General features: G+C 67.4%; 20 protein-coding genes. 9 read left to right on the forward strand and 11 right to left on the reverse strand.

The window, feature by feature from the left end:
• The first annotated feature begins 80 nt into the window (after nt 1-80).
• On the forward strand, nt 81-2,150 hold the full coding sequence (locus tag AC5P7F_RS11000; RefSeq protein ID WP_164077976.1) for an EAL domain-containing protein: 2,070 nt from the start codon (nt 81-83) through the stop codon (nt 2,148-2,150).
• A gap of 114 nt (nt 2,151-2,264) precedes the next feature.
• On the opposite strand, the gene fabV is transcribed toward AC5P7F_RS11000, so the two are convergent.
• The 6 genes from fabV to queA all read right to left on the reverse strand — a co-directional run bounded on the left by fabV (nt 2,265) and on the right by queA (nt 9,942).
• Nucleotides 2,265-3,524 (reverse strand): enoyl-ACP reductase FabV, encoded by a 1,260-nt coding sequence (gene fabV / locus AC5P7F_RS11005; RefSeq protein ID WP_164077975.1) that lies wholly within the window; start codon nt 3,522-3,524, stop codon nt 2,265-2,267.
• Between the two features lie 728 nt (nt 3,525-4,252).
• The gene (secF, locus tag AC5P7F_RS11010) at nt 4,253-5,233 is read right to left on the reverse strand and encodes a protein translocase subunit SecF (RefSeq protein ID WP_014646828.1); all 981 of its coding nucleotides are present in this window, start codon (nt 5,231-5,233) and stop codon (nt 4,253-4,255) included.
• Nucleotides 5,234-5,249: 16 nt separating this feature from the next.
• Nucleotides 5,250-7,106, reverse strand: a complete 1,857-nt coding sequence (secD, locus tag AC5P7F_RS11015) for a protein translocase subunit SecD (RefSeq protein WP_075077178.1) — start codon at nt 7,104-7,106, stop codon at nt 5,250-5,252.
• 61 nt (nt 7,107-7,167) lie between these two features.
• On the reverse strand, nt 7,168-7,512 hold the full coding sequence (yajC, locus tag AC5P7F_RS11020) for a preprotein translocase subunit YajC (RefSeq protein ID WP_014036867.1): 345 nt from the start codon (nt 7,510-7,512) through the stop codon (nt 7,168-7,170).
• Nucleotides 7,513-7,645: 133 nt separating this feature from the next.
• Nucleotides 7,646-8,776, reverse strand: a complete 1,131-nt coding sequence (tgt, locus tag AC5P7F_RS11025) for a tRNA guanosine(34) transglycosylase Tgt (RefSeq protein WP_014646826.1) — start codon at nt 8,774-8,776, stop codon at nt 7,646-7,648.
• Between the two features lie 98 nt (nt 8,777-8,874).
• Nucleotides 8,875-9,942: a tRNA preQ1(34) S-adenosylmethionine ribosyltransferase-isomerase QueA gene (gene queA, locus AC5P7F_RS11030; RefSeq protein WP_014646825.1), complete on the reverse strand. Its 1,068-nt coding sequence runs from the start codon at nt 9,940-9,942 to the stop codon at nt 8,875-8,877.
• Between the two features lie 209 nt (nt 9,943-10,151).
• On the opposite strand from queA, the gene AC5P7F_RS11035 reads away from it, so the two are divergent.
• Both AC5P7F_RS11035 and AC5P7F_RS11040 read left to right on the forward strand, forming a co-directional pair.
• Nucleotides 10,152-11,648 carry an aminotransferase class III-fold pyridoxal phosphate-dependent enzyme gene (locus AC5P7F_RS11035; RefSeq protein ID WP_142234598.1) on the forward strand — a complete coding sequence of 499 codons (1,497 nt, stop codon included), beginning with the start codon at nt 10,152-10,154 and terminating at the stop codon, nt 11,646-11,648.
• A 193-nt stretch (nt 11,649-11,841) separates the two neighbouring features.
• The gene (locus tag AC5P7F_RS11040; protein ID WP_164077932.1) at nt 11,842-12,435 is read left to right on the forward strand and encodes a TIGR00730 family Rossman fold protein; all 594 of its coding nucleotides are present in this window, start codon (nt 11,842-11,844) and stop codon (nt 12,433-12,435) included.
• 19 nt (nt 12,436-12,454) lie between these two features.
• Here the strand turns inward: AC5P7F_RS11040 and AC5P7F_RS11045 are convergent, their stop codons facing one another.
• Entirely contained in the window at nt 12,455-15,295 is a 2,841-nt protein-coding gene (locus AC5P7F_RS11045) for a bifunctional diguanylate cyclase/phosphodiesterase (RefSeq protein ID WP_495204153.1), read from the reverse strand.
• A 247-nt stretch (nt 15,296-15,542) separates the two neighbouring features.
• Here AC5P7F_RS11045 and AC5P7F_RS11050 point away from each other — a divergent pair, with 247 nt between their 5' ends.
• The 5 genes from AC5P7F_RS11050 (at nt 15,543) to AC5P7F_RS11070 (ending at nt 19,723) form a co-directional block, all read left to right on the forward strand.
• Entirely contained in the window at nt 15,543-16,061 is a 519-nt protein-coding gene (locus AC5P7F_RS11050) for an RNA polymerase sigma factor (RefSeq protein WP_229653773.1), read from the forward strand.
• Complete coding sequence (locus AC5P7F_RS11055) at nt 16,058-17,056, forward strand: hypothetical protein (protein ID WP_075077177.1); 999 nt, start codon at nt 16,058-16,060, stop codon at nt 17,054-17,056. The genes AC5P7F_RS11050 and AC5P7F_RS11055 overlap by 4 nt, the downstream gene beginning before the upstream one ends.
• Nucleotides 17,057-17,096: 40 nt before the next feature.
• Nucleotides 17,097-17,693 carry an IMPACT family protein gene (locus AC5P7F_RS11060; RefSeq protein ID WP_032960562.1) on the forward strand — a complete coding sequence of 199 codons (597 nt, stop codon included), beginning with the start codon at nt 17,097-17,099 and terminating at the stop codon, nt 17,691-17,693.
• A complete protein-coding gene (locus AC5P7F_RS11065; RefSeq protein WP_032960563.1) occupies nt 17,686-19,458 on the forward strand; it encodes an ABC transporter transmembrane domain-containing protein in 1,773 nt (590 codons plus the stop codon). Before AC5P7F_RS11060 ends, AC5P7F_RS11065 begins: the two co-directional genes overlap by 8 nt.
• Before the next feature lie 70 nt (nt 19,459-19,528).
• On the forward strand, nt 19,529-19,723 hold the full coding sequence (locus AC5P7F_RS11070) for a hypothetical protein (RefSeq protein WP_014646818.1): 195 nt from the start codon (nt 19,529-19,531) through the stop codon (nt 19,721-19,723).
• Between the two features lie 219 nt (nt 19,724-19,942).
• On the opposite strand, the gene AC5P7F_RS11075 is transcribed toward AC5P7F_RS11070, so the two are convergent.
• The 3 genes from AC5P7F_RS11075 to AC5P7F_RS11085 all read right to left on the reverse strand — a co-directional run bounded on the left by AC5P7F_RS11075 (nt 19,943) and on the right by AC5P7F_RS11085 (nt 23,798).
• Nucleotides 19,943-21,067: a prephenate dehydrogenase gene (locus AC5P7F_RS11075; protein ID WP_032960565.1), complete on the reverse strand. Its 1,125-nt coding sequence runs from the start codon at nt 21,065-21,067 to the stop codon at nt 19,943-19,945.
• Nucleotides 21,064-21,972 (reverse strand): pyridoxal kinase, encoded by a 909-nt coding sequence (gene pdxY, locus AC5P7F_RS11080; RefSeq protein WP_014646816.1) that lies wholly within the window; start codon nt 21,970-21,972, stop codon nt 21,064-21,066. Before pdxY ends, AC5P7F_RS11075 begins: the two co-directional genes overlap by 4 nt.
• Before the next feature lie 626 nt (nt 21,973-22,598).
• A complete protein-coding gene (locus AC5P7F_RS11085; protein ID WP_164077418.1) occupies nt 22,599-23,798 on the reverse strand; it encodes an MFS transporter in 1,200 nt (399 codons plus the stop codon).
• Nucleotides 23,799-23,870: 72 nt separating this feature from the next.
• Here AC5P7F_RS11085 and AC5P7F_RS11090 point away from each other — a divergent pair, with 72 nt between their 5' ends.
• Nucleotides 23,871-24,668: an AraC family transcriptional regulator gene (locus AC5P7F_RS11090; protein WP_014646814.1), complete on the forward strand. Its 798-nt coding sequence runs from the start codon at nt 23,871-23,873 to the stop codon at nt 24,666-24,668.
• A gap of 60 nt (nt 24,669-24,728) precedes the next feature.
• Here AC5P7F_RS11090 and dnaJ read toward each other — a convergent pair whose 3' ends face one another.
• Nucleotides 24,729-25,853 (reverse strand): molecular chaperone DnaJ, encoded by a 1,125-nt coding sequence (gene dnaJ, locus AC5P7F_RS11095; protein WP_014036853.1) that lies wholly within the window; start codon nt 25,851-25,853, stop codon nt 24,729-24,731.
• Nucleotides 25,854-25,878 lie beyond the last annotated feature (25 nt).

Consider the following 25,878-nt stretch of genomic DNA (forward strand, 5'->3'; position numbering starts at 1 on the left):
GTTCGACACGCGCCAGGGGTGCGCGCATGGACGGTTCGCCGCGCATCGTGTATCTAGATTCGCAGATTGGGGAGCAGTGCATGCAGAACGCGAACGACATCACCATCCGCCTGCTGATCGTCGATGACAGCGGCGAGAATGCCGAAGCCATCGTCAGCACCCTGCGCAACAGCGGCATCGCGGTACGCCCGTGGCGCCCGCAGGATGCGGCCGAGCTGGCCCAGGTGCTGACCAGCCAGGCCATCGACCTGGTGCTGGCCTCGCCTTCGCAGGGCATCCCGCTGCAGCTGGCGGCCCAGCACATCGCCGCCAGCGGCAAGGACATCCCGCTGGTGCTGCTGGCCGAGCGCATCGACGAGGACGAACTGGTGCAGGCCAGCAGCCATGGCATCCGCGCCCTCGCCCTGCGCCAGCGCCCCGAGCATCTGCTCGCCGTGGTCCGCGACCAGTGGGTCGACCTGCAGGCGCGTCGCGGCCTGCGCCGGATCGAGGCGCAGATGCGCGAGACCGAGCGCCGCTGCGACGCGCTGATCGCCTCCTCGCGCGACCCCATCGCCTATGTGCATGAAGGCATGCACATCCGCGCCAACGACGCCTATCTGGAGATGTTCGGCTACGAGCATTTCGAGGACATCGAAGGCATTTCGCTGCTGGACATGGTCGCCGCCCAGCACGTGGAGGGCTTCAAACAGCTGCTCAAAGGCCTCAGCCGTGGCGAGGCGCCGCCGCCGCAGTACCAGCTCGACGCGCGCCACGAGGACGGCAGTTCCTTCCCGGCGACGATGGAATTTGCCGCGGCCACCTACGAGGGCGAGTCCTGCCTGCAGGTGGTGCTCCGCCGCCGCATGGAGTTCGACCCCGAGCTGGCACGCGAGGTCGAGGACCTGCGCCAGCGCGACCAGGTCACCGGCCTGCTCAATCGCCCGACCTTCATGCTGCAGCTGGAAAGCGCGGTGGCCCAGGCCGGGCGCAGCGAGGGTCAGTTCGGCCTGCTGCTGATCGAGCCTGACCACTACGCGCGCCTGCTGCCGGATATCGGCCTGGCGTCGGCCGACATCCTGATCGGCGCTCTCGCCGCCCTGCTGGCCGAGGTGGTCGGCGAGGACGCGCAACTGGCCCGCTTCGGCGAACACAATTTCGCCGTGCTGCAGGCCGGGCCCTACGCGCAGACCGTGGCGCTGGCCGAGCGCATCCGCGAAGCCTATGCCGCACATGTCTTCAGCATCGGCGCACGCTCGGCCACGGTGACGGTCAGCATCGGTGGCGTGCAGGTGGGCGAGAAGATCGCCAGCATCGGCCAGGTGCTGGCGCGCGCCAGCGACTGCACCCAGGCCGCCGCCGAACTGGGCAACACCTGCCGCATCTTCGACCCGGCTGCCGCCGACCGTGTCGAGGAAGAACGCGTACAGCGCTGGGTTGCGCGCATCCGCGAGGCGCTGGCCGGCGACGGCTTCCAGCTGCACTACCAGCCGGTGCTGAACCTGCAGGGCGAGCCACTGGAGCTGTACGAGGCCTACCTGCGCCTGGAGAACAATGGCGAGCTGCTGAGCCCGACCGCGTTCCTGGGCATCGCCGAGGAACACGGCCTGTTGGCCGACATCAACCGCTGGGTGGTCTCGCAGGCCATCGCGGTGCTCGGCCAGCGGGCACGCGAGGGCAACGCCACCCAGGTGCTGGTGAAGGTGACGCCGGAATCGTTCGACGACCCGCAGATGATCGCCACGCTGCGCCGCGAACTGCAGGCACAGGGCGTGCCCGGCGAACGGCTGTGGCTGCATGCGCCGGAAGCGAAGGTTTTCACCCACCTGCGCAGTGCGCAGCAGTTCCTAGCCGAAGTGGCGCCGCTGGGCTGCCGCATCGGCCTGGAGCAGTTCGGTTCGGGGCTGGATTCATTCCAGCTGCTGGCCCACTTCCAGCCGCAGTTCCTCAAGCTGGACCGGGGCTTCACCAGCGACCTGGCCGCCACGCGCGAGAACATCGACCGCATCAGCCAGATCACCGCGCGCGCACAGGAAGCGGGTATCCGCACCATTGCCGAGTTCGTCAGCGATGCCAACTCGATGACGCTGCTGTTCAGTGCCGGCGTGGATTACGTGCAGGGCGACTTCGTCGGCCCGGCGCTGCCGGAGATGGGCTTCGAGTTCGGGTGACGCCTCTCTGTAGAGCCGAGCCACGCTCGGCTGCGGGACTCAAGCGAAGAGCAGCCGAGCATGGCTCGGCTCTACACAAACGAGAAGGCCGGCGTTCGCCGGCCTTTTCGTTGATCAGGTCATGTCGACCAGATTTTCGATCTTCACGTCCGGATTGACGTCGGCCTCGTAGTCCACGCCCTCCACGCCGAAGCCGAACAGGCGCAGGAAGTCGGCCTTGTAGCCGGCCAGGTCGCTGATCTCGTACAGGTTCTCGTTGGTCACCTGCGGCCACAGCGCGACCACCCTGCCCTGCACATCTGCGGCCATTTCCTTGTAATCGGCGCGCAGGCGGCCTTCCTCATCGATCAGCGCAACGGTGCGGCCATCGCCACCGACCAGTTCGTGGCGCAGGCGATCGATCGCCACGCCGTCGGCCTTGCCGCCGTAGAGGATGTCGTACAGCACGTCCAGCTGTTCGATGCAGCCTTCGTGGGTGCCCTTTTCCTTCATCACCTTGAACAGCAGCGACAGGTACAGCGGCATGGTCGGAATGGCCGAGCTGGCCTGGGTCACCACCGCCTTCAGCACCGATACGCGTGCATCGCCACCGATCTTGGCCAGCTTCTCGCGCAGGCCCAGCACCTTGGTGTCCAGGTCCTTCTTGGCCGCACCGATCGAGCCATTCCAGTAGATCGCCTGGGTGATCTCTTCGCCCACGTAGGTGAAGGCGGTGGTGGTGCAGCCGTTGGCCAGCACGCCGGCATCGGCGAGCGCGTCGATCCACATCTGCCAGTCTTCGCCGCCCATCACCGCGACGGTACCGGCGATCTCTTCCGGGGTAGCCGGCTGCAGGTGGGTCTCGGTCAGCACTTCCTTGTCGGTATCCAGGCCACGCAGGGTGATCGGCTCGCCGATCGGCTTCAGCGAGGAGCTGATGATCTCGCCGGTCTTCGGATGCTTGCGGCGCGGCGCCGCCAGGCTGTAGACAACCTGGTCGACCTGGCCGAGATCGGCCTTGATCATTTCGATGGTCTTCGCCTTCACTTCATCGGAGAAGGCATCGCCGTTGATGCTCTTGGCATACAGGCCGGCTTCGTCGGCGTACTTGTGGAACGCAGCCGAGTTGTACCAGCCCGCCGTGCCCGGCTTGGTCTCGCTGCCCGGCCGTTCGAAGAAGATGCCGAGGGTGGCGGCGCCACTGCCAAAGGCAGCGGTGATGCGCGCGGCCAGGCCGTAGCCGGTCGAGGCACCGATCACCAGCACCCGCTTGGGACCGTTCTGGATCGGTGGGCGCGCGCGGATGTAGTCGATCTGCTGCTTGACCGCGGCCTCGCAGCCGGTCGGGTGGGTGGTGACGCAGATGAAGCCGCGGACGCGCGGTTTGATGACCATGGATACCTCGGGTTGGCAGATGCGGCGCACGGGGCGCTCAGCAGGAATACGGGCGCGCGCCTGCGCGCGCGAACCGCAGGATCGTAGTGCGCGGGGGACGATTGCACAACCGACGCTGGCGTAGGGTGGGGTTTCTCTTTGCAGGGCTGCACCCTGCACACGCGGTAGTGCCGGCCGCTGGCCGGCAACCTCAACAGCAGCATCAAAAGCGGGGTTCCTGTGGGTTGGCGGGGTGGATCCGGTTGCGGGGGACGCTGCAAGTACGTCCATGTAAGCTCGGTCGCCGCATCCATGCGGCTCACGCCCCCTCAACCGGACCCACCCCGCCCTCGACAGTTCTCCGCGATCTGCCAGGACGGCTTTCTGCTCTGGTGGGTGTCGCCCTTGGTCGACATGGTAGATCTGATTCCAGTCTGATTATCGATATCTGATAGATGTGTCGACCAAGGTCGACACCTACCAACAGCCGCAGGAATCTGTCAGAGGCGGGGCGGTGTCGGAGTGCGGGGTGTCAGCCGCATGGATGCGGCTGCCAAGCCTAGACGGACGTACTTGCGGCGTCCCCGCACTCCGACACCGTCCCGCCCAACCACGGAATGCACTCTGTTGCTGTTGCTGTTGCTGTTGCCGGCCAGCGGCCGGCACTACCGTGGGTGCAGGGCTGCAAGCCCTGCACACAAAAAACCCCGCTTGCGCGGGGTTCTCTGTGTGCCGCATGCAGCAGATGCTTACGGGCGACGGGCCAGGGCCTCGACGTCCTTCGCCTTCGGCAGCAGGTCCTGCTTGCTGACGCGCAGGAAGCCGATCGTCAGCATCGGCACCGCGACCAGGATCGAGGACAGCACCACGATCACCGCACCGATCATGTGCGTCTCGGCCAGGCCTTCCATCGACGCACCGCCGTACAGGTACAGGGCAAGCGCCGACAGGAAGAACATCACCGCGGTGATCACCGTACGCGACAGCGTCTGGTTGATCGAACGGTTCAGCACCTCCATCGAGTCCACGCGCAGGCTGCGGAAGTTCTCGCGGACGCGGTCGAACACCACGATGATGTCGTTGATCGCAAAGCCCATCACCGACAGCAGGCCGGCCAGCACGGTCAGGTCGAACTCACGGCCCAGCAGGGACACGTAGGCGACCGTCACGATCAGGTCGAACATCGCCACGATGCTGGCGGTGACCGCGAACTTCCATTCGAAGCGCACCGCGATGTAGATCAGGAAGCCGGCCAGCATGAAGATGGTGGCGTACAGGCCGTTCTTCGCCAGGTCCTTGCCGATCTGCGGGCCGACGAATGCGGTACTCATCACCGTGGCCTGGTTGTCGGCGCTGGACAGCACCTTCACCACGGCCGCGGCGGTGGCCTTGTCCTCGGCAGCGGCATCACCGGTGCCCGGCGCATGCTCGCCGTGCGGCGCCAGGCGGATCAGCAGGTCGGTATTGCCACCGACGCTCTGCACCTGGGCACCGTCGAAGCCGTTCTGCTCCAGCTTGGCGCGGACCTGCTCGACGTCCACGGCCTTCTCGAAACGCGTTTCGATCAGGGTGCCGCCGGTGAAGTCCAGTGCGTAGTTGAAGCCCTTGATGCCGATGATGGCGACCGAGGCCAGGAACACCACGATGGTGACTGCCATGGCGACATGGCGCCAGCGCATGAAGTCGATCTTGGTGTCGTTCGGGAGGATGTGCAGCGGAAACAGTTTCATTGTGCGTGTCGTCCCGTCAGATGGCCACGTTCTGGAGCTTCTTGCGACGGCCGTAGATCAGCGTCGCCAGCGCACGCGACACGGTGATCGCAGTGAACATGGAGGCGAAAATACCGATGATCATGGTCAGCGCGAAGCCCTTCAGCGGACCGGTACCGAATGCGAACAGCGCCACGCCGACGATCAGGCCGGTCAGGTTGGCGTCGAGGATGGTGCCCGAGGCACGCTCGTAACCGGTCACGATCGCGGTCTTGCCCGGCACGCCGGCGCGCAGTTCTTCACGGATACGCTCGTTGATCAGCACGTTGGCGTCCACCGACAGGCCCACCGACAACGCCAGGCCGGCGAAGCCCGGCAGGGTCATGGTGGCGCCGAACAGCGACATCACCGCCACCACGATCAGCAGGTTGAACAGCATCGCCGCCGAGGTGATCACACCGAACATGCGGTAGTAGATGCTGAAGAACACCAGGGTGAACAGGAACGCGAACACCACCGCGCGCATGCCGTTCTTGACGTTCTCGGCGCCCAGGCTCGGGCCGACCACGCGCTCTTCGACGAAGTCCATCGGCGCGGCCAGCGAGCCGGACTTCAGCAGCTTGGCCAGGTCCTCGGCTTCCTTCTTCTGCAGGCCGGTGGTCTGGAAGTTCTTGCCGAACACGCCGTTGATGTTGGCCACCGAGATCACTTCCTCGTTGACCTTGAAGCCACGCACTTCCTGGCCGTCGACGACGGTCACGGTCGGCACGCGTTCGGTGTAGACCACCGCCATCGGCTTGTTCACGTTGGCGCTGGTGAAGTCGAACATGCGCTGACCGCCGACATTGTTCAGCGTCACGCTGACGGCCGGGGAGCCACTGTTCGAATCGGTCACCGCCTGCGCGCCGACCATCTGGTCACCGGTGACGATCACGCGCTTGTTCAGCAGGATCGGGCCGCGGCCATCACGCTGCTGGTAGACCTTCGCTTCCGGCGGGATGCGGCCGGAATTGATGGCGTCCTGCGCATTGCCCTCGACCACCGCGCGGTACTCCAGGGTGGCGGTGGCACCGATCATGCGCTTGGCTTCGGCGGTGTCCTGCACGCCCGGCAGCTGCACGACCACACGGTCGGCACCCTGGCGCTGGATGATCGGCTCGGCCACGCCGAGCTGGTTCACGCGGTTGCGCAGGGTGTTGATGTTCTGCTCGATGGCGCCGTTGGCGATCTGCGTGATCTCGGTCTCCGGCACGGTGACCGTGATGCGGTTGCCGCTGACGTCATAGCCGAGCGTCGGCTGTGCCTTGACCAGGGCGGCACGGGCACGCTGCGCGGCGTCGTCACCGGCGGACGGGCTCAGGTTGGCCACGATGCTGTTGTCCGCACGGCGCTCCACCGACTGGTAGGCGATGCGTGCGTCACGCAGGGTGCTGCGCACGTCTTCGGTGTAGGCATCCAGGCGCTTGTCGAGGGCGGCCTTCTGGTCGACCTGCAGCACGAAGTGCACGCCACCCTGAAGGTCCAGGCCGAGCACCATCGGGCGACCGCCCAGCCGGGCCAGCCAGTCCGGCACGGTCGAGGCCAGGTTCAGGGCCACCGTGTACTTCTCGCCGACGGTGTCGCGCAGGGCATCGCTGGCCGCAGACTGCGACTTCAGGTCCGGCAGACGGACGATCAGGCTTTCCCCTTCCTTTTCGGCACCGATGGCAGTGACCCCGGCCTTCTTCAGGTCGGCCAGCACACGGTCGCGCAGCGCATCGTCGATCTGCCCGCCACGGTTGGCGGTGATCTGGAGGGCCGGGTCCTTCTGGTAGATGTTGGGCAGCGCGTACAGCGCACTGAGCGCCAGTACGATCAGGATGACGACGTACTTCCAGCGTGGAAATTCGAGCATTGCTTGGGTCCCGCGCGGCGCCATCCCCGGCGCCGCGGTTGTGCTTCGGAAAGGGAGTGGCTTACTTGGCCGAATCCAGGGTGCCGGTCGGCAGCACGCTGCCGACAGCGCCCTTCTGCACGCGGATGCGCACGTTCTCGGCCACTTCGATGGTGATGAAGTTGTCGCCGATGTCGGTGACCTTGCCGGCGATGCCACCGTTGGTCAGCACTTCGTCGCCACGCTTGATCTTCTCCAGCATGGACTTGTGTTCCTTCTGCCGCTTCATCTGCGGGCGGATCATCAGGAAGTACATGATGGCGATCAGGATGATCGGGAACAGCAGCGTGGTCAGGCCCATGCCCTGCGGTTGGCCGCCGGCGGCCTGGGCGTGGGCGGCGGGAATCAGGAAAGCAAGCAGGTTCATCGTTGGTCCTTTGGTTGGGCGGCGCTCCCGTCCCTTCAGGGACGGGGGTGTCGACCGCGGATCTGGGTCAGCCTTGAAGTATGCCACGGCCCCGGGCGTTCGTCCTTGGGCCGTTTGGCAGGGGGCGTTCGGGTTACAGCGGCGGGGCCACCGCCCCGCGTGCCGCGTAGAAGGACTCACGGAAGGCCAGGAAGGTTCCCGCCTCGATCGCCGCGCGGATGTCGGCCATCAGCTTTTCGTAGTAGAACAGGTTGTGCAGGGTGCCCAGCATCGGCGCCAGCATCTCGTTGCAGCGGTCCAGGTGGCGCAGGTAGGAACGGGTGTAGCCGCCGGTGCAGGCCACGCAGCCACAACCCGGCTCGATCGGGTCCATGTCGCGCGCGTACTGGGAGTTGCGGATGCGGACGGTGCCGAACGAGGTGAAATAGTGTCCGTTGCGGGCGTTGCGGGTCGGCATCACGCAATCGAACATGTCCACGCCACGTGCGACACCCTCGACCAGGTCCTCCGGCCGGCCCACGCCCATCAGGTAGCGCGGGCGGTCGCCCGGCAGCTCCGGGTCCAGGTGGTCGAGCATGGCGTTGCGCTCGTGCTCCGGCTCGCCCACGGCCAGGCCGCCGATGGCGTAGCCGTCGAAGCCGATCGCCTGCAGGGCATCGGCCGAGCGGCTGCGCAGGTCGGTATGCACGCCGCCCTGGACGATGCCGAACAGGGCCGCGTCGTTGCCCAGTTCGTCATGCGCGTTGCGGCTGCGCTGCGCCCAGCGCAGGCTCAACTCCATCGAACGGCGGGCAACGTCCTCGGTGGCCGGGTACGGGGTGCATTCGTCGAAGATCATCACGATGTCCGAATCGAGCACCTTCTGGATCTTCATGCTCTCCTCGGGACCGAGGAAGACCCGTGCGCCGTCGGTCGGCGAGGCGAAGGTCACGCCCTGCTCGGTGATCTTGCGGCGGTGCGCCAGCGAGAACACCTGGAAGCCGCCGGAGTCGGTCAGGATCGGGCCATCCCAGCGGCAGAAGCCGTGCAGGCCGCCGTGGTCGGCGATGATGTCCAGGCCCGGGCGCAGGTACAGGTGGAAGGTATTGCCGAGGATGATCTCGGCGCCCAGCGCGCGCACCTGGTCCGGCAGGATGCCCTTGACCGAGCCATAGGTCCCCACCGGCATGAAGGCCGGCGTTTCCACCGTGCCACGCGGGAAGGTCAGGCGGCCACGGCGGGCACGGCCGTCGCGGGTCTGGAGCTGGAACTGCAGTCGGGACATGGAGCGGTCATTGGGGCAAATAGTTGCCTATTGTCTCCCAAGAAGGCGTGCGCACCAAGGTGCGCACCCACAGGGGGCTCCTGCCCTCCCGGGGCGCGCTACCCCGCCTGCGGGAACAGCAGCATCGCGTCGCCGTAGCTGAAGAAGCGGTAGCGCTGCTCGATCGCGTGCTGGTAGGCCTCGAACACGCGCTCCTTGCCGGCAAACGCGGAGATCATCATCAGCAGCGTGCTTTCCGGCAGGTGGAAGTTGGTCACCATCGCGTCGACGCTGCGGATGCGGTAGCCCGGGGTGATGAAGATCTGCGTCTCGCCGGCGAACGGCAGCAGCTCGCCATCGCGCATCGCGCTTTCCAGCGCGCGCACCACGGTGGTGCCGACGCCGATCACGCGGCCGCCGGCGGCGCGCGTGCGCCGCACCTGCTGCACCAGTTCGGCACCGACATTCAGCCACTCGCGGTGCATCACGTGGTCCTTCAGGTCTTCGGCACGCACCGGCTGGAAGGTGCCCGCGCCCACGTGCAGGGTGACGTGGCCGAACTCCACGCCCTTTTCCTTCAGTGCGGCCAGCAACGGTTCGTCGAAATGCAGGCCCGCGGTCGGTGCCGCCACCGCGCCCACTTCACGCGCGAACACGGTCTGGTAGCGCTCGCGGTCGTCCACGCCCGGCTCGCGCTGGATGTACGGCGGCAGCGGCAGGCGGCCGGCATGCAGCAGCCACTGCTCCAGCGACTCGGGCACGTGGAACTGCAGCACGTAGAACTCGCCATCGCGGCCCAGCACCTCGGCTTCGCCACCGGCATCCAGCGCGATGCGGCTGCCGGCCTTCGGCGACTTGCTGGCGCCCACCTGGGCACGGGCCTGCTGGCCGCCGAGCAAGCGCTCGATCAGGATCTCCACGCGGCCGCCGCTGGCCTTCTGCCCGAACAGGCGCGCCGGGATCACCCGGGTGTCGTTGAACACCAGCAGGTCGCCCGGCTGCAGCAGCGACGGAAGGTCACGCACCTGCAGGTCGGTGAACGCGGCGGGGGCTTGCGGCACCAGCAGCAGGCGGCTGGCGGAACGCTCGGCCAGGGGCGCCTGCGCGATCAGTTCGGCCGGCAGGTCGTAGTTGAAATCGGACTTCTTCAAGGCAGTGGGCGGCAACAGGTCGACAATGGCGCGCATTGTACGTCCAGCGTCTGCGAGCCGGCGTGCTTCGCGGCGAACGTCGCGCAAAATGCTGCTATGCAGCAGGTTTTTGCGGGGTTATCGCGCAAAAAAACAAGTGCTAGCATCGAGTCGGAAGTCCGCTGCACGAGCCTGCCCCCAAGCGCGCGTTGACGCGCGTTTTGCTTTTGAAGGCCCGTGCGACCCATCGTTTCAGGAGATCTGCAATGAGCTTCATCGAACGCCTCGCCCCCCTGCGCACCCAGCCCGGCACCCGCCTCACCACCGGCCTGGACGACGCCACCCTGACCGCCCTGTCCGTCCGCCACCCGCAGCTGATCGCCGCAGTGGATGCCGCCGCCGAGGAGTTCGCGCGCGTGCAGGCCGACCTGGGGCCGCTGCTGGCGCAGGACGAACAGGCGCAGATCGACGCGATGCAGGACGGCTTCGTCAATTTCTACGCCGATGATGCAGTGACCCCGTACGTGGCGCTGGCCGCGCGTGGCCCCTGGGTGGTCACCCTGAAGGGCGCGGTGCTGTACGACGCCGGCGGCTACGGCATGCTCGGCTTCGGGCACACCCCGGATGCCGTGCTGGAGGCGATGGCACGCCCACAGGTGATGGCCAACATCATGACCCCCAGCCTGTCGCAGCAGCGCTTCATCGCGGCCCTGCGCACCGAGATCGGCCACCGCCGTGGCGGCTGCCCGTTCGCGCGCTTCATGTGCCTGAATTCCGGCTCCGAGGCGGTTGGCCTGGCCGCGCGCATCGCCGACGTCAACGCCAAGCTGCAGACCGACCCGGGCGCGCGCCACGCCGGCGCCACGATCAAGCGCGTGGTGGTCAAGGGCAGCTTCCATGGCCGTACCGACCGCCCTGCCCTGTATTCCGATTCCAGCCGCAAGAGCTACATGCAGCACCTGGCCAGCTACCGCGGCGAGGATTCGGTGATCACCGTGGCGCCGTACGACGAGACCGGCCTGCGCAAGGTGTTCGAGGACGCCGCACGCAACCAGTGGTTCATCGAGGCGGTGTTCCTGGAACCGGTAATGGGCGAAGGCGACCCGGGCCGTTCGGTGCCGCCGGCGTTCTATGCCGTGGCCCGTGAGCTGACCCGTGCGCACGGCAGCCTGCTGCTGCTGGACTCGATCCAGGCTGGTCTGCGCGCGCATGGCGTGCTGTCGGTGGTCGATTACCCGGGCTTCGAAGGCCTGGATCCGCCGGACATGGAGACCTACTCCAAGGCGCTCAACGCCGCGCAGTACCCGCTGTCGGTGCTGGCGGTGACCGAGCACGCCGCGCAGCTGTACCGCAAGGGCATCTACGGCAACACCATGACCAGCAACCCACGCGCGCTGGACGTGGCCTGTGCCACCCTGGCGCAGCTGACCCCGCAGGTGCGTGCCAACATCGCCGAACGCGGTGCCGAGGCCGTGCGCAAGCTGGAACAGCTCAAGAGCGAACTGGGTGGCCTGATCACCAAGGTGCAGGGCACCGGCCTGCTGTTCTCCTGCGAGCTGGCCCCGCAGTTCAAGTGCTACGGCGCCAATTCCACCGAGGAATGGCTGCGCCAGCACGGCATCAACGTGATCCACGGCGGCGAGAATTCGCTGCGCTTCACCCCGCACTTCGGCATGGACAGCGATGAGCTGGACCTGCTGGTCGGCATGGTGGGCCGCGCCCTGCGTGAAGGCCCGCGTCGCGAACAGGCGGCTGCCGCGTAAGCCTGCTTGGCGTTTGTAGAGTCGAGCCATGCTCGACTCAGCCTTTGCCGCGATCTGAACGAAGCGCAGCCGAGCGTGGCTCGGCTCTACAGAAGGCCTGTCAAGGCCTCATAATCCACCGACACCCCGTCCCTGACCGCCCTGCGGTTGGCGACGGGGCGTTTTCGTTTCCGGCCAAGAGACAGGAAGATCCATGAAATCGATCTGTGTGTACTGTGGTTCCAACGCTGGCAGCAAGCCGGCCTACACCGAACGCGCCATTGCCCTGGGTGATCGCATCGCCCGTGACGGCCTGCGCCTGGTGTATGGCGGCGGCAACGTCGGCCTGATGGGAACCGTGGCCAATGCCGTGCTCGCCGCCGGCGGGGAGGTGACCGGCGTGATCCCGCGCCAGCTGGCCGACTGGGAAGTGGCCCACCGCGGCCTGACCGAACTGGAGATCGTCGGTTCGATGCATGAGCGCAAGTCGCGCATGTTCGACCTCGCCGATGGCTTCGTCGCCCTGCCCGGCGGCTTCGGCACCATGGAAGAGATCTTCGAGATGCTGACCTGGCGCCAGCTGGGCATCGGCAACAAGCCATGCGCCTTCCTCGACGTGGAAGGCTTCTACGCCCCGCTGATCGGCATGATCGATCGCATGGTGGAAGAGCGCTTCCTGCATCCGGACCAGCGCCAGGACCTGTGGTACGGCTCGGACATCGAGGAAATGCTGGAGTGGATGCAGAACTATCAGCCGGCCCAGGCTTCCAAGTGGATCGACGAGAAGCGTCGCTCCACCCTGCGCTGAGGCGACCCGGCGCGGTGGCTCAGGCCACCGCGCCCTCCCACGGCGCCGGACGGCCCAGCAGGTAGCCCTGGCCGTAGTCGCAACCAAGTTCGCGCAGCGTCTGCCGCTGCGCTTCGGTCTCGATGCCTTCGCCGATGGTTTCGATGCCCAAGGTGCGGGCCAGTGACAACACGCCCTCGACCAGCGCGCGCGTGCTCTGCACTTCCGGCCCATGCAGGCCGGCGATGAAGCTCTGGTCGATCTTCAACGTGCTGATCGGGAAGCGGTGCAGGTAGGACAGCGCCGAGAAGCCGGTACCGAAATCGTCCAGCTGCACCTGGATGCCACGCTCGCGCAGGCCCTGCAGGATGCGCAGCGTGTGCGGGCCATCATCCAGCAGCGCCACCTCGGTAATCTCCAGGCGCAGCCGGCGCGGGTCGGCACCGCATGCATCGAGCAGACCGAACAGGCGGCCACTGAACTCGGCCGAGCGGAAATGGCGTGGCGATACGTTCACCGAGACATAGCCGTGGCCGCCTTCGGCCAGTCCCGCGATGACCTGTTCGTAGATCAGCCAGTCGACCTGCTCGATCAGGCCGCTTTCCTCGCCCAGCTCCAGGAACGCCCCGGGCAGCAACAGGCCACGACGCTCGTGGCGCCAGCGCAGCAAGGCCTCGTGCCCCACCACTTCGCCATCGGACAGGCGCACGATCGGCTGGTAGAACGGCACGAAGTCGCGGTTGTTGATCGCACGCCGCAGATCCGCTTCCAGGTCCAGGCTGCGCATCGCTTCTTCGCGCATGTCTTCGTCGAAGATCGCGTAGCGGTCATGACCCTGCGCCTTGGCCCGGTACATCGCCGCGTCTGCGTCGCGCAGCAGTTCTTCACCGGTCCGGTAGCGCGGGTTCCACAAGGCGATGCCCAGGCTGCCGGACGGGAACAGTTCGCGCCCGGCGATCCACATCGATTCCTGCAGTGCCAGCAACAGCCGCTGGCCGAACTCCAGCGCCTGTGCCAGCCCCTGCGGACACTGCAGCAGCACCGCGAACTCATCGCCGCCCAGCCGCGCCACCACGTCATCGGTGCCGGCCATCGATACGATGCGCTTGGCCACCTCCACCAGCATGCGATCGCCGGCAGCGTGGCCGATGCTGTCGTTGACCAGCTTGAAGCGGTCCAGGTCGAGGAACAGCACGGCGAACACCGGCCCACCCTCGCGCTTGGCCAGCGCCAGCGCATCCTGCAGGCGATCGAGCAGGTGCAGGCGGTTGGGCAGGCCGGTCAGCGCATCGTGCATGGCCTGATGGGTCAGGCGCTGCTCGGCACGCAGGCGCTCGCCGATCTGCCCGAGCAGCTTCTCGTTGACCTCGGCCAGCTCGCGGGTACGTTCCTCCACGCGCTTTTCCAGCTCGGCATGCGCCGAACGCAGCTGCTGCTGGTCGCGCTGGCGCGCCAGCCCGGTTCCGATGTTCTGTGCAACGAAGGTCAACAAGCGCTGATCGTGCACGCTGAACGTGCTGTTCTCGCTGTAGCTCTGCACCACGATCGCGCCGACCACCTCGTCATCGCGAAGCAGCGGCACACCCAGCCAGCAATGCGAACGTGCGCCCGATTCGCGCACTTCACCGCTGGCCAGCAGTGCGTCGATCTGCTGCCGCGAAGCCAGCAACGGACGCCGGTTGCGCACTACGTACTCGGTCAGGCCGCGGCTGAACGGGCGTGGCGCACGGCTGGCGTTGTGCTCGTCCACCGAGTAGACGAAGTCCAGGCCGCTGCCGGCCCCGTTCACCAGCGCGATGTAGAAATTGCGCGCGTCAAGCAGGCGCCCGACCACGCCATGCACCTGCCCGTAGAACTGGGCCAGGCTGTCGGCCGACATCGCCATCTCGGCGATGTTGTACAGCGCGGTCTGCAGCTGCTCTGCGCGGCGGCGCTCGGCCACTTCATCCTGCAGGCTGTGGTTGGCACGCTGCAGCTCCAGCGTGCGCCGCTCCACCTGCTGTTCCAGCCGGACCTGCGCCTGGCGCCGGTCCATCGCGGTCTGCACGTGCTGCGCGACAAAACCCAGCAGCGCCCGCTCGGCCTCGCCATAACGGGCCGCCAGCTCATAGCTCTGCACCACGATGGCGCCGCATACCCGGCCATCGCGCAGCATCGGCACGCCCAGCCAGTCGAGGCTCTCCGGTCCACGCTGCGGGTCGTGCTCCTGCTCGACCACGCGCGCCAGCAACTCGCGCGAGGGGCCGCTGAGCGGCTTGCCGTGGCGCAGCAACGCCACGGTCAGGCTGCGCGGCATCTCGTCGGCGTCATGGCTCTGCGACGGATCGGCGACGAAGTCATCGACCTGGTCGGCGAAGTACAGGAAGCGGATCTGGTCGCGGACATCGTCGTACTCGACGATGTAGCAGTTTTCCGCGTACATCAGCGTGCCAAGCACGCCGTGCACGTGACGCAGCATCTCCGACATCTCCAGGTCGGCGCCAGCCAGATCGGCGATCTGGAACAGCGCCTGCTGCAGCCGTTCAGCTTCTTCCAGCGCCTTGATCTGCCCGGCCTGGCGACCGCGCTGCAACGCCAGCTCCATGGCCTGCCGGGCCAGCCCCCACCACGCCGCTGAAGGCACGGCGCCTTCGACTGACAACTGCAGGCGGGCACCGTCATATTCCCAGCCATGGCAACCGTTGCCCACGCCGGGCACCGTCAACGCGTCGGCCGCCGCGACAGCCGGCCAGCCGCCCTGTCCGCGGCCCAGCTGCGGGTCATCCCAGCCAACGCGGACCACGGCCGAGTCCGGCAGCAGCGCATGCAATGCGCGCACCAGCGCCGTGCTCAGCACGGCCTCGTGTGGTGGCTCTTCCGCCGGTTCAACGTGCGTGGACAAATGACAATCTCTCGGCGCCGTCTGTGCGTCGCCTCCCCTTAGCCGCCGAGCATAGCGCGCCACCCGGGGGGCAATGGAAGCCCGTAAACCCCGAATCGTGCGCCCGTACGTTTTTCCTCCTGCCCGTAGCCGCTTCCACGCCATGAACCTCGCCCTGCCCGCCCCCGTCACCGGCTATGCGCCACCGCCTGCAGGCCTTACCCTGTACGCCGTGGAAGCCAGCGCACTGCCAACCGATGAAGCCTTGATGCTGGCCTGGGCCGGTGGCGACCTGCGCGCGTTCGAAAGCCTGTATGCACGCCATCGCAAGCGCCTGTTCGGCTTCCTGCTGCGGCAACTGCGCGACAACGCGTTGGCCGAGGAGATCTTCCAGGATGTCTGGCAGCGGGTGATCAGCGCGCGCGCGGGCTGGCAGCCTGACGCTGCATTCAGCACCTGGCTGTTCCGCATCGCCCACAACCGCCTGAACGACCACTGGCGGGCCGCTCGCCATCGCCCTGCCGCACCGGCCGACGCCGACCTGCGCCTGGCCGCGATCGAGGACGGGCAGACCCCGGAAGCCGAGCTTTCCGAATTCGAACAACGTCGCCGCATCCAGCTGGCGATGGAGCAACTGCCGCCCGAGCAGCGCGAAGTGCTGCAGCTGCGGCTGGATCAGGAACTGAGCCTGGAGGAGATCGGCCAGATCACCGGCGTAGGCCGGGAAACCGTGAAATCGCGGCTGCGCTATGCGATGGACAAGCTGCGTGCGGGATTGAACGCATGAACCGAGACGAACCGCTGACGCCGGAAGAACGCGAGCTGGCGCGCCTGCTCGGCCGTCGCGTCGAACAGGCCCCGCCGGCCGCGCTGGACGCCACCATCCTGGCCGCGGCGCGCGCTGCCGTGCACGCACCGGCGGCCGATGCTGCTGTCTCCGCCGAGGCGCCGCGCAGGCAGCGCACACGTCCGCGTTGGCCGGCGGTGTTCGGCATCGCCGCCTCGATGGTGTTCGCCATCGGCATCGCCTGGCAGCTGCGCCCGGAACCGCCGCCGGTTCCGGCAGGCGAGGCCGCTGTTGCTGCGGCGCCCGCTGCGGCAGACGTCGCGGCCGCCGATCAGGCCGCTGGGAGCAGTCCAGCCGACAGCGCGGTTGCCGCATCGGAAACGGCCACCGAACCTGCAGCACCCGAGGCGGCCCCTGTTGCTGCTCCCCCGGCACCGTCCGTCGCGCGGGTAGCCAAGCCTGCGCCGACCGAGACTGCTGAAGCTCCGGCCCAGGCTGCACGATCGATGGCGGCGGATGCGGCCGCCGATACGTCCTTTGCGGCGCTCCCGCCTGGTCCGGCCGCCGCACCGGCAGCGGCACCGCCCGCGCCTCCCGCACCGGCTGCCTATTCGGCACCTGCACCGGCATTGGCGCCGGCCCCGGCAGGGGAGCTGAAAGCGCGCACCGCCGAGGCGCCAGTGGCCAACGCTGCCGATGCGGAACGGGCGCAGGCACTGGATCGGGTAGAGATCACCTCGATGAAGCGGCCGGCCCCGAGCCGCTCCGCGCCCGGCGTCATGCGCCGCGGCGCCGACGCGCGGCTCAGTGCGGATGCCGTGCAGGCCGAGGTGGACGCCGATGCACAGCTGCCGCGACGGCAGTGGCTGCAGAAGATCCGCGCGCGCCGCGATGACGGCCAGCGCGACCTGGCTCGCGCCAGCCTGGAGCGCTATGTGCAGCAGTATCCGGAAGCACGCCTGCCGCGCGACCTGCGCCCGCTGCTGGACGACTGAAGCGGGCAGTGACCTCCGGCGACCCCGTAGAATGGCGGGAATGCCCGATACCCTCGCCCAGCCGGTAAGCCACACGCTGGAAGTCAAACACAGCCGCTTCATTGCCCATGCCGCGCCGATCGATGGCGCCGCGGCAGCATTGGCGTTCCTGCAACAGGTGGCCGTAGCCGACGCAACCCACAACTGCTGGGCCTACCGGCACGGCCAGGACTACCGCTCCAGTGACGATGGCGAGCCCGCCGGCACCGCTGGGCGGCCGATCCTGGCTGCGATCGACGGCCAGGGCTTCGACCGGGTGATGGTGGTCGTGACGCGCTGGTTCGGCGGTATCAAGCTGGGCGCCGGTGGACTGGTGCGCGCCTACGGTGGCGCCGCCGCCGAATGCCTGCGTACCGCCCCGCGCTTGCCGCTGGTGGCGATGGCCCGGCTGCAGCTGTTGGCCGGCTTCGAGGATCTGGGCACCCTGCATGCCACCCTTCCCAGCTTCGGCGCCGTGAAGCGCGATGAACAGTTCGATGCCAACGGCGTGTGCCTGCGGGTCGAATTGCCGGCCGATCAGGTCGATGCATTGAAAATCCGCCTGCGCGACGCCACCCGTGACCGTATCCGCATACAAGACGACGACCAGGATGACTGACAAGGACGACGCCCCCGCCTCGGCCCCACCGCTGCGCCGCCTCGGCAGCCTGCGGACGCTGTGGCCGTTCGTGCGCCGCCACAGCGGGCTGTTCACCGCCTGGCTGCTGGCGCTGGCGGTCTCTTCGGCCGCCACGCTGAGCCTGCCCCCCGCCGTGAAGCAGATGATCGACCACGGCTTCACCAGCGGTGGCCAGATCAACCGTGCCTTCGCCCTGCTGATGCTGGTGGCGGTGGTGCTGGCACTGGCAACGGCCGCACGGTTCTTCTTCGTGTCGCTGCTGGGCGAAAAAGTCGTGGCCGACCTGCGCAGCCGCCTGTACGCACACCTGATCCAACTCGGTGCCGGTTTCCATGACCGCAGCCGCAGCGGCGAACTGGTCTCGCGCCTGACCGCTGACAGCGAACTGCTGCGCAGCGTGGTCGGCTCGACCATGTCGGTCGCCCTGCGCAGCAGCGTCACCGTGGTCGGCAGCCTGGCCATGCTGTTCGTCACCAGCCCCAGGCTGGCGGCATGGTCGCTGCTCGGCATCCCACTGGCGGTACTGCCGATCATCATCGGCGCGCGGAAGCTGCGCACGGTTGCACGCAGCAGCCAGGACCGCATCGCCGATGCCAACAGCCTGGCCAGCGAGACGCTGGGCGCCGTGCGCACGGTGCAGGCACATGCACGCGAGCCTTACGAGCGCGGACGCTTCGACAAGGCACTGGGCGATGCCATCGGCGCCGCGCGCCGACGCATCGGTGCGCAGTCGCTGGTCACCGCCAGCGCCATCCTGCTGGTGTTCGGCGCCATCGTTGGCGTGCTGTGGCTGGGCGCGCACGATGTCATCGACGGGCGCCTCAGTGCCGGCACGCTGGGGCAGTTCGTGCTGTACGCGCTGATCGGCGGCGGCTCGGTGGGCGCGCTGGCCGAAGTGTGGAACGAACTGCAGCGTGCAGCCGGTGGCATGGGCCGCATTGGCGAGCTGCTGCAGGAAGACATCGAGATCCGTGCGCCGGCGCAGCCGCACGTTCTGCCGCAACCATTGCGCGGCGAAATCCAGTTCGACGACGTGGTGTTCCACTATCCGCAACGTCCGGACCAGGCCGCGCTGGACCACTTCAACCTGCATGTCCGCCCGGGCGAGACGGTGGCCCTGGTCGGCCCGTCGGGCGCGGGCAAGAGCACGGTGCTGTCGATGCTGCTGCGCTTCCACGATCCGGCCAGCGGCCGCATCTGCGTGGATGGCATCGACGTTCGCCAGGTCGATCCGGCCGAGCTGCGCGCGCAGCTGGCGCTGGTGCCGCAGCAGCCGACGCTGTTCGCGGCCAGTGCGCGCGACAACATCCGCTATGGCCGCCTGCAGGCCAGTGACGCCGAGGTCGAAGCTGCCGCGCGTGCGGCCGAGGCCGACGGCTTCCTGCGCGCGTTGCCGCAGGGCTACGACAGTGAGCTGGGCGAACGCGGTGCGCGCCTGTCCGGTGGCCAGCAGCAGCGCGTGGCGATTGCCCGCGCACTGCTGAAGGACGCGCCGATCCTGCTGCTCGATGAAGCCACCAGCGCGCTGGACGCACAGAGCGAGCACAGCGTGCAGCAGGCGCTGGAGCGGCTGATGGCCGGTCGCACCACGCTGGTCATCGCCCACCGCCTGGCCACCGTGCTCAAGGCCGACCGCATCGTGGTGATGGACCAGGGCCGCATCGTGGCCGAAGGTACCCATGCCCAGCTTCTGGCCGAAGGCGGACTGTACGCTGAACTGGCACGACTGCAGTTCATCGATTGATGACGGCCGGCTAACATCGGCCGGACCAAGCTGGCCTCGCATCAGCAGCATCCGCTGAAGGAGGTACGCGATGTCGTTCCGTCAGTTCCCTGCAGTCGACAGCAATGGCGAAAGCCACATCATCATCGAGTTCAAGCCCGAGGCGAATGGCAGCGGGCATCACTCTGAATCCACGCCGCGTTACGAGCTGGATGACGGGCGTCATCTGGTTCGCAATGGCCGCGAATTCACCACCAGCGGCGGCGAACTGCGGTTGATGATCTAGCGCTGCCCACCTTGGTGGTCACTGGCCGTGTCGCCCTGCTCTGGTAGGTGTCGACCTCGGTCGACACGCGCTTTGCCAAGGGCAGTCGAGCACGGCTCGACTCCACAAGAAGGCGTGATCAATTTTTCACCAAGCATCTTGACAGCCTTGCCTGACAAGGGCTGCGCAGGGTTATCCACACGTTTGCTCAGAAACCATCCACACCGCCTGTGGATGAATTCAGCCCAGCACCCGTCCGATGCCGCTGGCGTCCACGTCGGCCGCGGCCCGGGTGATCGCCGCCGGATCGCTGCCGGCCACGAATCCGATGCGGAAGTGCACTTCACCGCCGGGCGTGCGCGAGGAATGGATCGAAGCCAGGCTGATGCCATGCTGCTCGAACACGTTCAACAGCTCGCGCAGCGAGCCAGGCCGGTCCTCCGGCAGGTGCACCGACAGCGCGTTGCGCTCGGTCAGATCGGCCAGCAGATACCCCACGCGTTCGAACGTGTAGTTGCCATCCGCCAGGGCCTGCTCGCCGAAGGCACTGCGATTGGCTGACAGCAGCTGCTCACGGAATGCAGCCCGTGCGCCGTCGTCGCCCTGTCCGACCTGCACCTGCAGGGCCTGCAGCTGCCCCACCAGCCGCTCCAGCATCGGCGCCACGTACGGGTTGCCGAACTGGATGTCTTCGTAGATCGCCGGATTCAGCGACAGGATGCGCGAGATGATCGCCGTGTCCAGCTCGAACGACGCCGAACGGTACGGCATCATCGCGGCCAGATCGCCCAGCTGCGGCTGGTACTGGCGCAGCACGCCTGCCTGCGCCAGGTGGGTGGCATGCACCATCGCCTGCACCAGCGCCATCATCTGGTCGTGGTGCTGCGGCGTCGCGCGCACGCACTCGGCCTGCAGCGCGGTGCACAGCGTATCGACCCATGCCCGCCAGTGCTGCAGCCGCGCTTCGCAGACCACCATCACCCGCCCTTTCAGGGTCGGCGCCTTGGGTGGCGCGGTCATCGGGTGCAGTCCGACCACTTCGGCCTGCGAGGCCAGCATCGCCTGCACCGGTGCCTCCTTTACCGAGGTCACATCCAGCCACAGCCTGCCCTGCTCGCGGCCCGCCGATTGCCGCACGTACTCGGCGATCAACGCCGGCGTGTGCCGGATCGGTGCCGAGAACACCAGTACATCGGCCTGCGCCAGCAGGTGTTCCGGCGTGTGCGAGTCCGGGTCGGCCGGGTCATGGCCGATCACCTGCAGCTGCAGGTGCTGCTGGAAGAAGCGGCACAGCCAGCGCCCATAGGCACCAGCACTGCCGACGATGCCGACCGTGCGCGGCGTGCGTGGATCCAGGCCGCTCATGCCACGCGTTCAGCGCGGAAGCGCGTTCCTTCGGCCAGCGCCGCCGGCGCGGCAGCGATCACGTCGAACTCCTCGAAGCCGTTGTCCAGGGTCGCCTCCAGCGCCGCATGGGTGCCGGCAATCGCGCGCGAAATCGCCTGCTGCATCGACTCACCGCGCAGCAGGAACGACACCACCAGCGACATCAGCACGTCACCGGTACCGGCCACGTCCACCGGCAGCAGCGGTGAGGTCCAGCGCCAGGTTTCCTCGTGCCCGACCGCCAGGGTGACCAGCTCACCCGGGTTGCCGCCTACGCTGTGCGCGATCACCCAGTGCGGGCCACGATCCAGCAGCGTGCGCGCGGCGGCGATGGCATCGGCCTCGGCCAGTGCCGGCATGCCGGTCAGGCGATTCAGTTCGAAGGCATTGGGCGTCACCAGCCAGGCGTGGGGCAGCAGGCGCTCGGCGAAGATCGCTTCCAGGCCCGGTTCCACGTAGGGTCCGGTATGGGTATCACCGATCACCGGGTCCAGGCAGTAACGCAGCTGTGGGCAGGCCGGCAGGATGTTGTCCAGCCAGTCGGCGAAGGCCGCACCGTTGGCGGTGCTGCCGAAGTAACCGGACACCAGCATCTTCGCCCGCTGCGGCAGGCCACGCTCGTGGGTACCCAGCAGCAGGTCGGCAAACCAGTCGGCGGGCAGCACGCGGCCCCGCGTAGTGTCGTAGAACGGCGCATTGCTCAGCAGCACGGTCGGGATTTCGGCGACGCGCACGCCCAGTGCGCGCATCGGCGGGACGGCGGCACTGTTGCCGGCGTGGCCGTACACAAGTTGCGACTGGACCGAGATGACATCGATCGGCGACGGCCCATCCGGCCGCTGGCGGCGGCCGTGGACCAGGTGGTTATCAAGGGATTCGCTCATGGCCGCATTCTACGCCCAAGGGAGTTTTCGGCAGGGCTTGCAGCCCTGCACCTGCCGAAGGCGAAGCCGAAGGCGAAGCCGAAGCAAGATCAAGAGCCGCATTCCGTGGGATGGCGGGGCGGTGTGGGTGGTCAGGACACGCCGTAAACCCCCCTCCGGGGTCCGGCCCAGCCGCTGGCGGCTGTGCGTTCGGGCGCTTGCGAAGCAGTGCTTCGCAAGCGAAGCGCCCTCACCCATGGGGGCTCGATGGCGCCATCCATGGCGCCAACGGTTCTGCCCACCCACACCGCCCCGCCTCTGACAGATTCCCGCGACTGTTGGTGGGTGCCGACCGTTGGTCGGCACATCTGTGGGATACCGAAATAAATCGGGGTCAGATCCGTTTTCCTTCGGAAAACGGATCTGACCCCACGAGCTGTTCCGGCAGATCACGGAAAACTGTCGAAGGCGGGGTGGGTCCGGTTGCAGGGGTGTCCGCGGCATGGATGCCGCGGCCAAGCCCCCAGGGATGGGTTTACGGCGTCCCCTGCAACCGGCCCCACCCCGCCAACCCACGGATAGCCCGCTTCTGCTGTTGACGTTGCCTCTGCAGGTGCAGGGCTGCAAGCCCTGCAAACCCAAACCCCTCAGTGAGCAGCAGGCCGCGACGGTGGCAGCCACGCTGCGACGATACCGAGCAGCGGCAGGAACGCGGTCAGCTGATAGACGAATTCAATGCTGGTCCTGTCTGCCAGCATGCCCAGCACGGCCGCGCCAAGCCCGCCCATGCCGAATGCAAAGCCGAAGAACAGGCCGGACACCATGCCGATGCGGTGCGGCATCATCTCCTGCGCGTACACCACGATGGCCGAGAACGCCGAGGAGAGCACGAAGCCGATCAGCACTGCCAGCACTGTGGTCCATAGCAGATCGGCGTGCGGCAGCATCAGCGCGAACGGGGCCACGCCGAGGATCGAGGTCCAGATGATCGGCTTGCGGCCGATGCGGTCACCCAGCGGGCCGCCGAGGAAACCACCGGCGGCAGACGCCACCAGGAACGCGAACAGATGCAGTTGCGCCTGTGCCACCGGAATGCCGAAGTGGTGGATCAGGTAGAAGGTGAAGTAGCTGCCGATGCTGGCCATGTAGAAGTACTTGCTGAAGATCAGCACCAGCAGGATCGCCAGCACCTTGGCCACGGTGCGCGACGAATGCCGCGGGGCCATAGACGCGGTGCTGGCCGGACGCGGTGTGCCCAGGTGCAGTGCATACCAGCGGCCAACATAGGTCAGCAGCGCGATGCCGATCAGCGCGGCGCCGGCAAACCATGATGCGGCACGCTGGCCATACGGCACGATCACGGCCGCAGCGATCAACGGCCCCAGCGCGGTACCGAAGTTGCCACCCACCTGGAACACCGACTGCGCGAAGCCATGGCGACCGCCCGAGGCCAGCCGGGCGATGCGCGAGGCCTCCGGGTGGAAGATGGCCGAACCAATGCCGACCATCGCCGCAGCCATCAGCACCACCGCGTAGTTCGGCGCAAAGCCGAGCAGCAGCATGCCGCACAGGGTCGAGGCCATGCCGATCGGCAGCGAGTACGGTGCCGGGTGGCGGTCGGTGGCCATGCCGATCAACGGCTGGAAGATCGACGCGGTGAGCTGGTAGGTCAGCGTGATCAGGCCGATCTGGGTGAAGCTGAGGTTGAAGCCGCCCTTGATCACCGGATAGATGGCCAGGATCAGGGACTGCATCATGTCGTTGACGACATGCGAGGTGGAGATGGCGGCCAGCACGCCGGGAGCCACCGGGCGTGAGGTCGTTGCGGGAGAAGCCAGGGTCGACATGGACACAGTCAGGTTGGGGGCGAGCCACGCATGCTACGGTGGGCCCCCACTCCCTTCTGCCGCGTTCGGGTCATGGCCTATCGCAAAAAGGACACTCCGTGCCCGATCCGCGAGACCGCGCCGTGGAACGAAGTGCCGGTACACCGCCCGGTGACCAGCCGCGCCCGGCACTACCCGCCCGGTACCCACATCGCGCCACACCGGCATCGCCGTCACCAACTGGTCTTCGCCATGTCCGGCCTGATGGTGGTGCGCGCGGACGGTGGCCGCTGGGTCGTGCCCTCCACCCGCGCGATCTGGGTTCCGGCCGGCATGGTGCATGCGGTGGACTGCATCGCCGAGGTGCACATGCGCAGCCTGTACGTGGAACCGGACTTTGCACCGCAACTGCCGGATGGGGCGTTCGCAGTACAGGTGGCGCCGCTGCTGCGCGAACTACTGCTGGCGGCCAGCCTGATCGAGTCCGCGCACGTGGACGACAGCCGCGACGGTCGCGTGGTGCGCCTGCTGCTGGACGAGCTGCACCGCATGGACGTGCTGCCGCTGCACCTGCCCTCGCCCACCGACCCGCGCCTGCAGAGGATCTGCCAGCACATCCAGAAGCATCCCGCCGACGACGCCACGCTGCAGGACTGGGCCCAGGCCCTGCAGGTGGACGTGAAGACCATCCAGCGCCATTTCGCCGGCGAACTGGGCATGACCTTCGGGCAGTGGCGGCAGCAGGCGCGCCTGCTGGCCGCCCTGGAGCGGCTGGCAGTCGGCGACAAGGTCATCGATGTGGCGCTGGCGATGGGCTACGACAGCCCCAGCGCGTTCACCAGCATGTTCAAGCGCCAACTGGGGCAGACGCCCGCGGCGTTTTTCCGCTGATCGCAAACGAAAACGCCGGGCATGGCCCGGCGCTACCGCTCAACGCTTCGGTTGAAAAACTCAGGACGTCATCCGGTCCCAGAAGCCCTTCACGCCATCCATGAACGTCGCCGACTTCGGCGAATGCTTGCGTGCTTCCTCGCCGACAAAGGTGGCTTCGAACTGCTCCAGCAGCTTGCGCTGTTCGTTGGTGAGGTTGACCGGGGTCTCCACCACCACGCGGCAGTAAAGGTCGCCCTCGCTGCGGCTGCGCACCGAACGCACGCCCTTGCCACGCAGGCGGAACAGCTTGCCGGTCTGGGTCTCGGCCGGGATGCGGATTTCCGCTTCGCCGCCGAGGGTCGCCACGCGTACGGTGTCGCCCAGCGCTGCCTGCGAGATGCGGATCGGCACTTCGCAGTGCAGGTCGTCGCCATCGCGCTGGAAGATCGCATGCTCGCGCACGCGCACTTCCACGTACAGGTCACCCGGCGGCGTACCGGCCGGACCGGCCTCACCTTCACCCTGCAGGCGGATGCGGTCGCCGGTATCGACGCCCGCCGGCACCTTCACCGACAGCACCTTGTCTTCCTCGACACGGCCGTTGCCGTGGCAGGTCTTGCAGGGCTTGGCGATGATCTGGCCACGGCCGCCGCAGTTGTGGCAGGCCTGCTGCATGGCGAAGATGCCGCGCTGGATGCGCACCTGGCCGCGGCCATGGCACACATTGCAGGTTTCGACCTTGCCGTCTTCGGAGCCACTGCCATCGCAGTCGCCGCACTCGGCCAGGGTCGGGATCTCGATGCGGCGCTCGACGCCGCGTACCGCTTCTTCCAGGTCCAGCTCCATCACGTAGCCGATGTCGGCGCCGCGACGGGCCTGGCGCGGCCCACCGCCGCCACCGCCAAAAATGTTGCCGAAGATATCGCCGAAGATATCGTTCATGTCCGGGCCGCCCGGACCACCACCGCCCATGCCGTGCTCGAACGCGGCGTGGCCGTGGCTGTCGTACATGCGGCGCTTGTTGCCATCGGACAGCACTTCGTAGGCTTCCTTGCACTCCTTGAAGGAGGCTTCGGCCGCCGCATCACCCGGGTTGCGGTCCGGGTGGAACTTCATCGCACAGCGACGGTAGGCCTTCTTCAGCTCGTCGTCGGTGGCGGTGCGGGCAACGCCCAGCACTTCGTAGTAATCGCGCTTGCTCATATGGTGAATCTGGTTCCGGAAAGTC

Source organism: Stenotrophomonas sp. YJH_SMC_105-26, assembly GCF_059368915.1.